General features: G+C 72.7%; 7 protein-coding genes and 1 pseudogene. 6 read left to right on the forward strand and 2 right to left on the reverse strand.

Translation table 11 applies throughout. The features are described 5' to 3' along the window. Positions 1-3,460, reverse strand: a 3,460-nt coding sequence (locus ACR807_RS37205; protein ID WP_438926208.1) for a ThuA domain-containing protein, incomplete at its 3' end; no start/stop codon positions are given. Between the two features lie 227 nt (positions 3,461-3,687). Next, the gene (locus tag ACR807_RS37210) at positions 3,688-4,473 is read right to left on the reverse strand and encodes a FadR/GntR family transcriptional regulator (RefSeq protein WP_438926209.1); all 786 of its coding nucleotides are present in this window, start codon (positions 4,471-4,473) and stop codon (positions 3,688-3,690) included. 875 nt (positions 4,474-5,348) lie between these two features. Between ACR807_RS37210 and ACR807_RS37215 the strand changes: the two genes are divergently transcribed. From ACR807_RS37215 to ACR807_RS37240, 6 genes and pseudogenes are all read left to right on the forward strand, one after another. Then, positions 5,349-8,165 (forward strand): PQQ-dependent sugar dehydrogenase, encoded by a 2,817-nt coding sequence (locus tag ACR807_RS37215; protein WP_438926210.1) that lies wholly within the window; start codon positions 5,349-5,351, stop codon positions 8,163-8,165. A 100-nt stretch (positions 8,166-8,265) separates the two neighbouring features. Continuing rightward, positions 8,266-9,966, forward strand: coding sequence for a ThuA domain-containing protein (locus ACR807_RS37220; RefSeq protein ID WP_438926211.1), 1,701 nt, complete (start codon positions 8,266-8,268; stop codon positions 9,964-9,966). Between the two features lie 95 nt (positions 9,967-10,061). Then, positions 10,062-11,363 (forward strand): annotated as a pseudogene (locus ACR807_RS37225) (RICIN domain-containing protein); the annotation flags it as partial. Between the two features lie 28 nt (positions 11,364-11,391). Next, positions 11,392-12,900: a sugar ABC transporter ATP-binding protein gene (locus ACR807_RS37230; RefSeq protein WP_438926212.1), complete on the forward strand. Its 1,509-nt coding sequence runs from the start codon at positions 11,392-11,394 to the stop codon at positions 12,898-12,900. Positions 12,901-12,956: 56 nt separating this feature from the next. After that, complete coding sequence (locus ACR807_RS37235) at positions 12,957-13,901, forward strand: ABC transporter permease (RefSeq protein WP_438926214.1); 945 nt, start codon at positions 12,957-12,959, stop codon at positions 13,899-13,901. Then, positions 13,898-14,264: ABC transporter permease subunit (locus tag ACR807_RS37240; RefSeq protein WP_438926213.1), on the forward strand; the 367-nt coding region annotated here is incomplete at its 3' end. The genes ACR807_RS37235 and ACR807_RS37240, both read left to right, overlap by 4 nt.

Below are 14,264 nucleotides of genomic sequence, written 5' to 3' on the forward strand. Positions count from 1 at the left end.
ACCGCTGGTTGGTGCCGCCGTTGCAGGTCCAGGTGATGAGCTGCGTCCCGTCGGCGGAGCTGCCGCCGTTGGCGTCCAGGCACTTGGTGCCGTTGCGGAGCGTGCCGTCCGACTGCGCCGACCAGTTCTGGGCCGCCGAGCCGTTGCAGCTCCACAGCTGCACCAGCGCGCCGTCCGCGGTGCTGCCGCCGTTGACGGTGAGGCACTTGCCCAGGGCCTGGAGCGTCTGCCCGGCGCGCGTCCACCGCTGGTTGGCGCCGTCGTTGCAGGTCCACAGCTGGACCTTGGTGCCGTCGGCGGTGCCGGCGGCGTTGACGTCGACGCACTTGCCGCCGACGCCGACGACCCGGCCCGTCCCGCCGCCGGTGCCCGGCGTGCCGACCCCCGGCCCGACGAACGTCATCGAGTCGACGTCGTAGGTGGTGCCCGTGCCGGTCTTGAACACCAGGAACAGCTCCGTGGTGCCGCCGGGGTTGGTGACGTTCACCGCGGGCGTGCTCGCGTAGTTGTCCCAGCCGCCGGTGCTCGGGACCGGGACCGTCGCGACCAGCGCCCCCGTCGGCGAACCGGCCCGGAGCTCGATCGACCCGCCACCGCCCGGTGAGGACAGCCGCACGGACACCTGGTTGACGCCGGTGAGGTTGTACGGGGTGAACGAGACCCAGTCGTTGTTGCCGATGTCGCCGACCCGGCCGCCCGACTCCGCGCCGGACTGCGCCACGACCCGCACGCCGGAGGAGCCGGTGAAGTACTCGACCTGCTTGCGCTTGGGTTGCAGCAGCACCTTCCGGCTGCCCTCCAGCGCGGGCACGCCGGTCGCGCCGTTGTCGGTGTACCTGCTCGCCGCCACCCAGAACGAGTTCAGCTCGGCGTGCGCGCTGTCGGTCTCGGCCTTGAACGTGCCCGTGCAGCCGGGGATCGGGGCGAGGTCGTGCCCGTGCTGGTCGTGGCCCAGCGCGGGGGTGGTGGTCACCCTGGCGCAGTCGGCGGTGCCGTCCTCGGGGTCGGTGGCCGTGACGGTGTACGGGATCGTGTCGCCCCAGCCGAACACACCGCCGTCGGGGACGCTCAGGTTGACCGTGGGCGCGGTGTTGCCCGAGGTCACGATCACGTTCGTCACGCCGGACTTCCCGCCCGCGTCGGTGACGGTGAGCTTGGCGTTGAACTGCCCCCTGGCCGTGTAGGTGTGCGCGGGGTTGGCCTCGGTGGACGTGCCGCCGTCGCCGAACTCCCACCGGTAGGTCACCGGGCCGCCCTCGGGGTCACCGGAGCCGGCGCTGGAGAACCGCACCGCCAGGGGGGAGGAACCGGAGGTGGGCGTCGCCGTCGCGGTCGCGACCGGACTGCGGTCGCCGCTCTTGTAGTCGATGCGGTAGAGCCCGGAGTCGGGGTTGTCCCGACCGTAGCCGGAGCCCCATTCGAGCAGGTACATCGCCCCGTCCGGGCCGAACTTCATGTCCAGCGGCGACTTGAAGGGCAGGTTCGGCAGGAAGTCGTTGATCTTCAACAGCTTCCCGTCCTGACCGACCCGGAACTCCCACATCCGGTTGCGCGACCACTCGCCGAAGAACGGCGTCTGGTCGAAGTAGGCCGGGAACTTGGTGGGGGAGGGGTTGTTCGCGTCGTACCGGTAGACCGGGAACGCGCCGGGCGCCTCGCCGCCCGACGGGCTGCCCATCTCCGGGAACTTGTTGCCGTTCGCGCCGTTGCCGTACCAGACGTCGGCCTTGCGCGCGGCGGGCAGCTCGGTGAGCCCGGTGTTGTTGGGCGAGTTGTTCACCGGCCGGTCGCAGTTGAACTTGGCGCCCGACTGGCCGGTGGCGAAGTTGTAGTCGTTGAACGGGATGTTGTCGCCGATGCAGTACGGCCAGCCGTAGAAGCCGGGCGAGGTGATGACGTTCCACTCCACGGTCCCGCCGGGGCCGCGGTTCGCGTTGTCGTTGGCCGCGTCGGGGCCGTAGTCGGCCGCGTAGACCACGCCCGTCGTCGGGTGCACCGAGAACCGGAACGGGTTGCGGAAGCCCATCGCGTAGATCTCGGGCTTCGTCCTGGCCGTGCCGGGAGCGAACATGTTGCCCGCCGGGACGGTGTAGGTCCCGTTCGCCTCCGGGTGGATGCGCAGGATCTTGCCGCGCAGGTCGTTGGTGTTGGCCGAGGTGCCCTGCACGTCGTTGTTCGCCCAGCCCGGCCGCTCGTCGATCGGCGCGTAACCGTCGGAGCGGTGCGGCTGGACGTCGTCGCCGGTGCCGATGTAGAGGTTGCCGCTCGGGCCGAACGCGAGGTACCCGCCGGTGTGACCCGGTTCCGGGGCCTGGCGCGACGACGGGACCTTGAGCACCACCCGCTCGCTGGACAGGTCCAGCGCGTCGCCGTTCACGGTGAACCGGGAGACCCGCGCGATGTCCTCGCCGCCGCCGGCGGGCGAGTACATCAGGTAGACCCACCTGGTGGTGGCGAAGTTGGGATCGAGGGCGAGCCCGGTCAGGCCGTCCTCGCCGCCGGTGTAGACGCTGAGGGTCGCCGCGGTGACCGTGGTGCGGGTGTCCGGCTTGAAGACCTTCACCCGGCCGCCGTACTCCGCGTAGAACACGCGGCCGTCCCCGGCGACGTCGAGCGCCGCCGGTCCCACCGTGTTGTCGTCCAGCGTCACCTTCTCGAAGCTGCTCCACGCGGTGGGGCCGCAGTCGGCCTGGACCTTGCCGCCCGCCGACTCCACCCCGCCCTTGACGTGCTCGCGGAACAGGGGCTCGGAGTAGCTGGACGCCTGGTGCCCCATGGCGGTGGCCCACAGCCGGCCGCCCTCGAAGTTGCGGCACCACGAGATCGGGTGGTCGTACCCCATCCGGCTCGTGCCGGGGTCGTAGGTCGTCTCGTCGGCGGTGACCAGCACGTGCGCGTTGCCGCGGACCGAGCGGGTGAAGTTGTACCACTCCTCGGTGCGCGTCCACCGGTCCGGCAGCGCGGTGCCGGACGGGTGCTTGCGGTCGGCGACCTTGGCGGTGCCGGACACGGTGGCCGAGTGCTGCGTCATGGTGGCGCCGAGGACCTGGTCCCACCACGGGAACTGCTGCTCGACGTTCATGTCCGTCGCGTTGTGGATCGCGACGAAGCCCCCGCCGCCGCGCATGTACCTCTGCGCGGCGGAGCGCTGCGCGTCGTTGTCCCACACCATGCCGGAGGTCTGGAGCATGACGACCACGTCGTACGTGGCGAGGGCGGCGTCGTTGAACACCGACGAGTCCTCGCTCCTGGTCAGCTCCCACTCGTTCTGGGCGGCCAACTGCTCGAACATCGTGATCCCGGCCGGGATCGAGTCGTGCCGGTAGGCCCCGGCGGCGGTCTTGCTGAACAGCAGGACGTGGAACCCCTCGGGGTGCGCGGGAGCGGGCGTCGAGGTCAGCCCGATCATCAGCAGCGCGCACCCCAGGATCGAGAACAGGCGCGTGGATCTGTGTCGCATGGCCACTCCTCTGGGGCACTGGGAAGCGACTGGTCGCATGGCGCGGCGGCGGGGGTGCGGGAGGTCGGTGCCCGGCGGGGTCGCCGGTCGGCCCCGGCGGGCGTCAAGCCCGGCGGGTGTCAGGTGTGGCGGGTGTCAGGCGTGGGGCGCGCGGGACCCGTCGCCGACCCGGGCGGGGGTTCGGCGGCACGGCCGCGGGCACCGGGGAACTGCCCGGCACCGGGGGATCAGCCGAAGAGGCGGCGCTGGATCTCGCTGCGGTAGTCCTGGAGCGTGTTGTCCAGGTGGAGGGCGGCGGCCTGCGCGGCGGCCTCGGGGTCGCCGTCGCGGATCGCGTGGTAGATCGCGATGTGCTCCTCGACCGCCTCCGCCGCGTGACCGCCGACGGTGCCGTGCAGGCCGATGGTGCTCGACTGGTGCTGCAGGCGGCGGGCCTCGCGCACCGCGGCGACGAGGAACTGGTTGTGCGACGCGGCGGCGACCGCGAGGTGGAAGTCCTCGTCGCCCCGGTCGAACAGCGCGGCCTGGTCGGTCAGGTGGCCCTGCCGGCACGTCTCGGCGGCCTCGCCGATGGCGCGCAGCTCCGCCGGGGTCGCGTGGATCGCGGCCAGCCTGCTGGCCGCGGTCTCCTGGACCCGGCGGAACTCGAAGAGCATGTAGACGTGGTCGAGGTTGGTCGGCAGGAAGAAGCCGCCCCAGCGGGAGGAGCCGAGCATGCCCTCGTCGTCGGCCACGTAGAGACCGCGCCCCTTGTGCGCCCGCACCCGCCCGATCGCGGAGAGGATCTTGACCGCTTCCCGGACCACGGTCCGGCTGGTGCCCATCCGCGCGGCCAGCTCGTTCTCGGTCGGCATCCGGTCGCCGGGCCGCAGCTCCAGCTCGGCGATGAGCTGGAGGATCTGCTCGGCCACCAGCTCGTAACCGGGGCGGTACGGCTCGCTCGACCGAGTGGCGCCCTGCTGCCCGGCCGGCGCGCCGGTCGCGGCCCCCGGGACAAGTGCGCCATCCGTCAACGCCGCTCCTTCGTGACGGGTCACCCGAAGAGTGTGGCGGCTCGACACCGCCCGACCAGCTTACATCCTCTCGTGACTCGTCGTAGTCGTGGCGGGACGTGCGGGCGTGGCCGGGCATGGTCACCTCCTCTGCGCGCTACCTGCTGGTCACGGGGGCGTTTCGCCGCGGCGGCGTCGTCGCGCGGTCACCGCGTTCCGGGAAAGGGCAGTGGTCCCCGCCGGTGAATCGGGAGCGGTGATTCGACGCGCGGTGCGCGGCGGGCCGGGGGTGTTCGTCGCACGGGAAGTCCCATCGTCATCGTTGACGGACGGGCTGGTGGGTCGCCGGCCCCTCGTGGAGGCGGGGCGCCCACAGCTCAACCGAAGCCTTCGGGCAAGGTAGCCATCGTTCGACGCGTCCGTCAATCGTCGCCGGCACTTTTCTGTGAGCGATAACAACATCCGGCCGTGTGACCTCGTGGAATCGCCCCAGGTCGAGTACGGAAGCCGTTGGATCAGCGCTCATTCGGCCATTCGGTGCTCAAGTTAGCGCTAACAATTTTAGCAGCGTTGAGCGTTGACTCGTGGTGTTGCCGCTGGCTACGGTGCCGAGGGGCCCGGTTGTGCCGGCCCCCGTGGTGCACGGTCCGGTCACGCCCGTCGACGATGACGAGGGAGACTTCCCAGTGCGGCGAAAACATCGACGTGCTCACGTCCGCCGTTCACCCGGCTTTTAGCACTTTTCCCATTCTCCCCGGTTCTTCACCGGGTCGAACCACGGCACCGCGTCGCGCCCGGCGGAATTCGGCCGCGACCACTTCGCCGCGCCTTGTCGGCACGACCGCCGCGCGACCGTGCCCAACCCGCCAGACGACATCAAGGGGTGTGAGCCAGCCATGAGACACCGAGTCAGGGCGGCGTCGGCCGCCGTCCTCCTCGTGGCCGCCGGCGTGGTGGCGACGGTGGTCGGCTCGTCGGCGCCGGCCGCCGCGCACGCGGTCAACCCGGCCGACTTCCAGCAGGTCGAACTGGCCCGGGGGGTCGCCGAGGTGGGCGAGCCGATGACGCTCGCCGTGCTGCCGGACCGCTCCGTGCTGCACACCTCCCGCAACGGGACGCTGCGCCGCACCACGGCCGACGGCGTCACCGCCGTGGTCGGCACGGTGCCGGTCTACACGCACGACGAGGAAGGGCTCCAGGGCGTCGGGGTGGACCCCGGTTTCGCCTCCAACCGGCACGTCTACCTGTTCTACGCGCCGCCGCTGTCCACCCCCGCCGGTGACGCGCCGGCCACCGGGACGGACTTCTCGGCGTGGAAGGGGGTCAACCGGCTGTCCCGATTCACCCTCAACGCCGACTTCACGCTGAACACCTCCAGCCAGGTGACCGTGCTGGACGTGCCGACCGACCGGGGCATGTGCTGCCACGTCGGCGGTGACATCGACTTCGACGCGGCGGGCAACCTGTACCTGTCCACCGGCGACGACTCGAACCCGTTCGACTCGGCCGGCTACACGCCCATCGACGAGCGGACCAACCGCAACCCCGCCTACGACGCCCAGCGCAGCGCCGGCAACACCAACGACCTGCGCGGCAAGGTGCTCCGGATCAAGGTGAACGCCAACGGGTCGTACTCGATCCCGGCCGGCAACCTCTTCGCACAGGGCACCGCCAACACCCGCCCGGAGATCTACGCGATGGGCCTGCGCAACCCGTTCCGCTTCAACGTGGACAAGCCCACCGGCGCCATCCACCTCGGCGAGTACGGGCCGGACGCGGGCACGAGCACCTCCGCGCGCGGACCGGCCGGCCTGGTGGAGTTCAACCGGATCACCTCGGCGGGCAACTTCGGCTGGCCCTACTGCGTCGGCTCGAACACCACCGCCGAGGCGTACGTGGACTACACCTTCCCCTCCGGGCCGTCCGGGAACCGGTTCAACTGCGCCGCCCCGGTCAACAACTCCCCGCGCAACACCGGGCTGGGCACCCTGCCGGCCGCCCGCGCGGCGTGGATCAAGTACGACAACTGCTCGGTCGCCGCGTTCGGCTGCGGCTCGGAGTCCCCGATGAGCGCGCCGGTGTACCGGTACGACGCGGCGAACCCGTCGTCGGTCAAGTTCCCGGCCTCGCTGGACGGGCACGTGTTCGCCACCGAGTTCGGCCGCCGCTGGATCAAGACCATCGACGTCAACGCCGACGGGTCCGCCGGGCAGATCAGCGAATTCCCGTGGCGCGGCACGCAGGTCATGGACGCGACCTTCGGCCCGGACGGCGCCCTGTACGTGCTGGACTACGGCACCGGCTGGGGCAGCGGCGACGCCAGCTCCGCGCTCTACCGCATCGAGTACAACCCGGCGGGCAACCGCGCGCCGACCGCGCGGGCCGCCGCCGACCGCACGTCCGGCGGCGCGCCGCTGACCGTGAACTTCTCCTCGGCCGGCTCCTCGGACCCCGAGGGCGGCGCGCTGTCCTACTCGTGGGACTTCGGCGACGGCACCCGGTCCACCGCGGCCAACCCCGCCCACACCTACACCGCCAACGGCCAGTACGCGGTGACGCTCACGGTGACCGACCCCGGCGGTCGCTCCGGGGCCGCCACGGTGTCGATCTCGGTGGGCAACACGGCGCCGACGGTCCGGCTCGACACACCGGCCAACGGCACCCTGTTCAGCTTCGGCGACAGCGTCCCGTTCACGGTCACGGCCTCGGACCCGGAGGACGGCACGATCGACTGCGCCAGGGTGAAGGTCAGCTACGTGCTCGGCCACGACAGCCACGGGCACCCGATCACCTCGCGGACCGGCTGCTCCGGCACGTTGCAGATCCCGGTGGACGGCGAGCACGACACGGCGGCGAACCTGTTCGCGGTGTTCGACGCCGAGTACACCGACTCCGGTGCGAACGGCCAGCCGCCGGTGACCACCCACACGCAGCACGTGCTCCAGCTGCGGCACCGCCAGGCCGAGCACTACTCGACCCAGTCCGGCACCGGCCTCTACGACAAGGCGGCGGCCGAGGGCGGGCGCACGGTGGGCGACATCCAGAACGGGGACTGGATCGCGTTCGAGCCGTACGCGCTCGGCGGGACGACCAGGTTCGCCGCCCGGGTGTCGTCCGCCGGGGCGGGCGGCACGATCTCCGTGCGCACCGGGTCGCCCACCGGAGCGGTGCTGGGCACGGTGACCGTGCCGGTGACCGGCGGTTGGGAGACCTTCACCGAGGTGTCCACCGCGCTGTCCGGCGTGCCCACGGGGACGGTCGTGCTGTACCTGACGTTCGCGGGCGGCACGGGCACCTTGTTCGACGTGGACGCCTACACGTTCGGCGCGTCGTCGGGCACCCGGACCGGGCCGGTCACGGGCTCCTCGGGCAAGTGCGCGGACGTCAACGCGGGCAGCACGGCGGACGGCGCGAAGGTGCAGCTGTGGACGTGCAACGGCGGCGCGAACCAGCGCTGGACGGTGAACGGGACGACGTTGCGCGCGCTGGACAAGTGCCTGGACGCGGCCGGCACGGCCGACGGCAGCCTGGTGCGGTTGTGGACCTGCAACGGCGGCGCGGCGCAGAACTGGGCGGCCGGTGCGAACGGCTCGCTGGTGAACCAGCAGTCGGGCCGGTGCCTGGACGCCAACGGCGGCGGGTCGGCGGACGGCACCCAGTTGATCGTCTGGAGCTGCCACGGCGGCGCCAACCAGCGGTGGACCCTGCCGTGACGGACGCCGACCCGAGCACCCGGAGCCAGGGCACCCGGAGCCTGACCGACCCGACCCACGCTCGACGAACCGGCGAGGACAGCCGATGACGAGACACCCGATGACGAGACGCCCGCTGGCCCGGCGCGCGCTCGGCGTGGCCGCCGCGGCCCTGACCGTCGCCGCGCTCAGCTCCACCCCGCCGGCCGCCGCGGCCGACGCGCCGTACGACGTGCTGGTCTTCTCCAAGACCGCGGGCTTCCGCCACGACTCGATCCCGGCCGGCACCCAGCTGGTCCGGGAACTGGGCGCGGCCAACAGCTTCACGGTGACCGCCACCGAGGACTCGGCCCAGTTCACCACCGCCAACCTGGCGCGGTACGAGGCCGTGGTGTTCCTCAACACCACCGGCGACGTGCTCAACGCCACCCAGCAGACCGCGTTCGAGTCCTACGTCCGGGGCGGCGGCGGGTACGTCGGCATCCACTCGGCGTCCGACACGGAGTACGACTGGCCGTTCTACGGCGAGCTGGTCGGCACCTACTTCACCTCGCACCCCGCGGTGCAGCAGGCGACGATCCGGGTGGAGAACCGGGCGCACGCGGCCACCGCGCACCTCGCACCGGCGTGGACCCGCACCGACGAGTGGTACAACTTCCGCGGCAGCGTCCGGTCCACGGCCCGCGTGCTGGCCACCCTGGACGAGTCGACCTACAGCGGCGGCTCGATGGGGGCCGACCACCCGCACACCTGGTGCAAGGCGGTCCAGGGCGGGCGCTCCTTCTACACCGGCAGCGGTCACAGCCAGTCCAGCTACGCCGAGCCCGGGTTCCGCGCGATGGTCCTCGGGGGCATCCGGTACGCGGCCAACCGGACCAGGGCCGACTGCCGACCGGAGAACGGCTACACCCCGCTCTACAACGGTTCCACCGCCGGCTGGTCGCAGGCCGGGCCGGGCGGCTTCACCAACGCCGACAACACGCTGACCTCGTTCGGCGGCCTGGGGATGCTCTGGAACAGCGCGCGCGAGTACCGCTCGTACTCGCTCAAGCTGGACTGGCGGGTGTCCGGCGACGACAACTCCGGCGTCGTCATCGGCTTCCCGCCCGGCACCGACCCGAACTCCGCGCTGGCCAACGGCCACGAGGTGCAGATCGACGCCTCCGACGCCGAGGACCGGACCACCGGCGCGGTCTACGGGTTCAAGGCCGCCGACCAGGCCGCGCGCGACGCCGCGCTCAACCCGCCCGGCGAGTGGAACACCTTCGAGCTGCTGGTCGAGGGCGAGCGCCTCCAGGTGTTCCTCAACGGCGTGCGGGTCAACGACTTCACCAACACCGACCCGGCGCGGTCCCTGGCCTCCGGGCACATCGGCCTCCAGAACCACGGCCCCGACGACGAGGCGTCGTTCCGCAACGTCCGGATCAGGGAGCTGGGCGGGACGACCCCGCGCACCGGGCCGATCACGGGCTCCTCGGGCAAGTGCGCGGACGTCAACGGCGGCAGCACGGCGGACGGCGCGAGGGTGCAGCTGTGGACGTGCAACGGCGGCGCGAACCAGCGCTGGACGGTGAACGGGTCCACGTTGCGCGCGCTGGACAAGTGCCTGGACGCGGCGGGCAGCGCCAACGGCGCGGTCGTGCGCCTGTGGACCTGCAACGGCGGCGCGGCCCAGAACTGGGCGGCCGGCGCGAACGGTTCGCTGGTGAACCAGCAGTCGGGCCGGTGCCTGGACGCCAACGGCGGCGGGTCGGCGGACGGCACCCAGTTGATCGTCTGGAGCTGCCACGGCGGCACCAACCAGCGGTGGACCCTGCCCTGAACCGGGGCCCCGAACCGGAGGAGCGCACGATGACAACCACAGGTGGGGCGTCCGCCTCCCCGACGACCCGCCGGCGGCGACCGCTGCCGGCCACCCTGACGGCGGTGGTCCTCGCGGCCGGCGCGCTCACCGCGGTCGGCGCGACCCCGGCGTCGGCCGCGACGATCGACACGAGCGCGTGGTACGTCCTGGTCAACCGCACCAGCGGCAAGGCGCTGGACCTGTCCGGCTCGGTGACCACCGACGGCGCGCGGATCACGCAGTGGACGCGCCACGACGCGGCCAACCAGCAGTGGCAGTTCGCGGACTCCGGGAGCGGCTACTACCGGATCAGGTCGAAGCACTCCGGCAAGGTCCTGGACGTGCCCGGCTCGTCGACCGCCGACGGCGCCGCGATCCAGCAGTGGACCGACCACGGGGGCACCAACCAGCAGTTCCGGCCGGTCGACTCGGACGGCGGCCACGTGCGGCTGGTCGCGCGGCACAGCGGCAAGGCGGTGGAGGTCCAGGGGGCCTCCACCGCGGACAACGCGAACGTCGTCCAGTACGCCGACACCGGCGGCGGCAACCAGCAGTGGCAGCTGGTCAAGGTGACCGGCGGCGGCGACCCCGGCGGCAGCGGCTGCGGCAAGGCGCCGACGTTGCGCAGCGGCACGCACACGATCCAGAGCGGCGGCAAGAGCCGCAGCTTCGTCCTGCGCGTGCCCGACGGGTACGACAACACCCGCCCGTACCGGTTGGTCTTCGGGTTCCACTGGCGGGGCGGCACCATGAACGACGTCTCCTCCGGCGGCACGAGCGGGACCTCGTGGTCCTACTACGGGATGCAGGAGCAGTCGAACAACAGCGCGATCCTGGTCGCGCCGCAGGGGCTCGGCAACGGCTGGGCCAACTCCGGCGGCGAGGACGTCACCTTCACCGATGACATGATCAGGCGGATCGAGGCGGACCTCTGCGTCGACCCGAAGCTGCGCTTCGCGATGGGCTTCAGCTACGGCGGCGGCATGAGCTACGCGCTCGCGTGCGCCCGGGCGACGGTGTTCCGGGCGGTGGTCGTCTACGCCGGGGCCCAGCTGAGCGGGTGCAGCGGCGGCAGCCAGCCGATCGCGTACTTCGGCCTGCACGGCCTCACGGACAACGTCCTCAACATCTCCGCGGGCCGGCAGCTGCGGGACAGGTTCGTCGCCAACAACGGCTGCGCGCCGCAGAGCCCGCGCGAACCGGCGCAGGGCAGCATGAGCCACGTCACCACGACGTACTCGTGCCGGGCGGGCTACCCCGTCCAGTGGGCCGCGTTCGACAACGGCCACATGCCCGGCCCGGTCGACGGCACCTACGCCGAGAGCGGCGTCCGGACCTGGACCAAGGGCGAGGCGTGGAGGTTCATCTCCCAGTTCTGACCGCGTTCCGACCGGGGTGGGCCGGGTGCCCACCGGAGGCGAAGGGGAGCTGCGCGTGGACGTGCGGCTGGAGGGCATCACCAAGAGCTTCCTCGGCGTGCCCGTGCTGCGCGGCGTGGACCTCGACCTGCGGGCGGGCGAGGTCCACGCGCTGGTCGGGGAGAACGGCGCCGGCAAGTCGACGCTGCTGAAGGTCCTGGCCGGCGTCCACCGACCGGACTCCGGGCGGATCGTGCTGGGGGAGGAGGAGGTCTCGTTCGCCACCCCGCGCGACGCGCACGCGGCGGGCATCTCGATCATCCACCAGGAGTTCGCGCTCCTCGAACACCGCTCGGTCGCCGAGAACGTGTTCCTGGGCCGTGAACCGGTGCGGCGCGGCCGGGTCGACCACCGGGCGATGGAGCGGGAGACGCGGCGGCTGCTGGACGTGCTGGACGCGGGGGCCGTCGACCCGGCGGCCCCCGTCGCCCGGCTCCCCGTCGCGCAGCGGCAGGTGGTGGAGATCGTCAAGGCGCTGTCCGCCGACGCCCGGGTGCTCGCCATGGACGAACCCACCGCCGCGCTGGCCGGCCACGAGGTCGGCCTGCTGCACCGGCTGGTGCGGCGGCTGTGCGACCGGGGCATGGCGGTCCTGTACGTGACCCACCGGATGCGCGAGGTGTTCGACCTCGGCCGGCGGGTCACGGTGCTCAAGGACGGCGCGTTCGTGGCGACCTCGGCCACCGCCGACACCACCTCCGACCAGCTCGTGCGGCTGATGGTCGGCCGCCCGCTCGACGCCCTGTACCCGGCGCGCGGCACCGGGACGGGTGAGGTGCGGCTGGCGCTGCGCGCGGCGGGCAACGACCGGGTGCGGGACCTGACCTTCGAGGTCCGCGCCGGGGAGGTCGTCGGCCTGGCCGGGTTGCAGGGGTCCGGCAGGTCCGCGACGGCGCGGGCGATCTGCGGCGTGGAGCCGTTCACCACGGGCTCGGTGGAGGTGGACGGCGTGCCGGTCCGCGTCGACCGGCCGCGCACCGCCGTCCGCGCCGGCATCGGCTACGTCACCGAGGACCGCAAGGGCGAGGGGCTGGCGCTGCGGCAGTCGGTGCGGGACAACCTCCTGCTCGTGCGGCGGGCCGCGCTCAGCGGGGCGGCGGCCCGCCGGTCGGCCGACGTCGCCCGGCTGCTGGAGGCGGTCGCCGTCACCGCGCGCGGCCCCCACCAGGAGGTGCGCTACCTGTCGGGCGGCAACCAGCAGAAGGTCGTGCTCGGCAAGTGGCTCGCGGTCGAGCCGCGGGTGCTGGTCGTGGACGAGCCGACGCGCGGTGTCGACGTGGGCGCGAAGCAGGCCGTCCACCGGCTGCTGCGCGACCTCGCGAGCAGCGGGATGGCCATCCTGATGATCTCGTCGGAGCTGCCCGAGCTGCTCGGCGCGGGCGACCGGGTCCTGGTGATGCACGAGGGCGCCGTGGCGGGCGAACTGCCCGCGGGCGCGTCGGAGGAGGCCGTGATGAGGCTCGCCACCGGGCTCGGGGCCGGTGGGGCGGCGTGAGCGCGGTACCGGGACGCGGCCCGACCGCGCGCGCCGCGCGACCGGGGAGGTCCGCCCTGAACCCCACCGCGGCGGTGTACGCCGCGCTGGCCGCGCTGCTCGTGGTCGGCAGCGTGCTCGTGGCCCTCGACGGCGGCGTCCTGCTCGACCACGGCGGCGTCCTCAACACCCTCACCCGCGCCACCGCCCTGGGCCTGGTCGCGGTCGGGCAGGCGGTGGTCGTCGTGACCGGCTCGCTCGACCTCTCGGTCGCCCACGTGGTCGGGCTGTGCTCGCTGGTGGCCGCCGAGACCATGGCGGGCAGCGGCGCGATGGTCGTGCCCGGCGTGCTGCTCGCGCTGGCCGTCGCGGCCGTCGTCGGCCTCGTCAACGGGCTCGTGATCACGGTCCTCGGGGCCAACGCGTTCATCGCCACCCTCGGCGTCGCCCTGGTGCTGCGCGGGTACCTGGAGCACAACTACACCGGGCCGGCGGGCAGCGTGCCGCGCTCGTTCCAGCACCTCGGCCACGGCCGGGTCGGGCCGGTCCCGGTGGCGGCGCTGCTGGTGCTGCTCGTCGCGGCGGGCGCGTGGTGGTACCTGAGGCGGACCCGCGGCGGCTACCACTCGTACGCGGTCGGCGGTGACGTCGACACCGCCCGGCTGTCCGGTGTCCGCACCGGGCGGACGATCGTCACCGCGCACGTGCTGTGCTCGCTCGCGGCGGGCCTCGCCGGTGTGTTCCTCGCCGCCAGGCTCGGGTCGGGCGCGCCGTACGTCGGCACCGACGCGGGCTACGACCTGGAGTCCATCGCGGCCGTCGTGCTCGGCGGCACCGCCCTGGCCGGCGGTCGCGGCGGGGTCGTCGGCGCGATCGGCGGCGTGCTCGTCCTGGCGACGCTCGACACCGTGTTCGACGACCTCGGCGTCGACCCGTTCTTCAAGGACGTGGTGCGGGGCGTCGTGCTCATCGCCGCCGTGGCGCTGTACGCCCGCCGCCGGCTGCCCGGGAGGTCGGTGTGACGCGGCGCCCCCGCCTCGCCGAGGGGACCGCCCCGGTGTTCGTCGTGCTCGTCGTCCTGCTGGTGGCGCTGGCCTTCGCCGGTCCCGCGCACACCGGGCCGGCCGGCTACCTGGCGCTGCTCAAGAGCGCCGCGCCGCTGGTGGTCCTGGCGATCGGCCAGTACTTCGTGGTCGTGTCCGGCGGCTACGACCTGTCCGTGGGGTCGCTGGTCACCGCGGGGGTCGTGGTCGCCGCGCGGCTGGGCGCGGGGGACGACGCGACCACGCCCTGGCTGGTCCCGCTGCTGCTCGTCCTCGGCCTCCTCGTCGGCCTGCTCAACGGGCTGATCACCACGAAGCTGCTGGTGCCGTCGTTCATCGTGA

This window comes from Saccharothrix sabaoui (assembly GCF_051756985.1).
GTDB lineage: Bacteria > Actinomycetota > Actinomycetes > Mycobacteriales > Pseudonocardiaceae > Actinosynnema.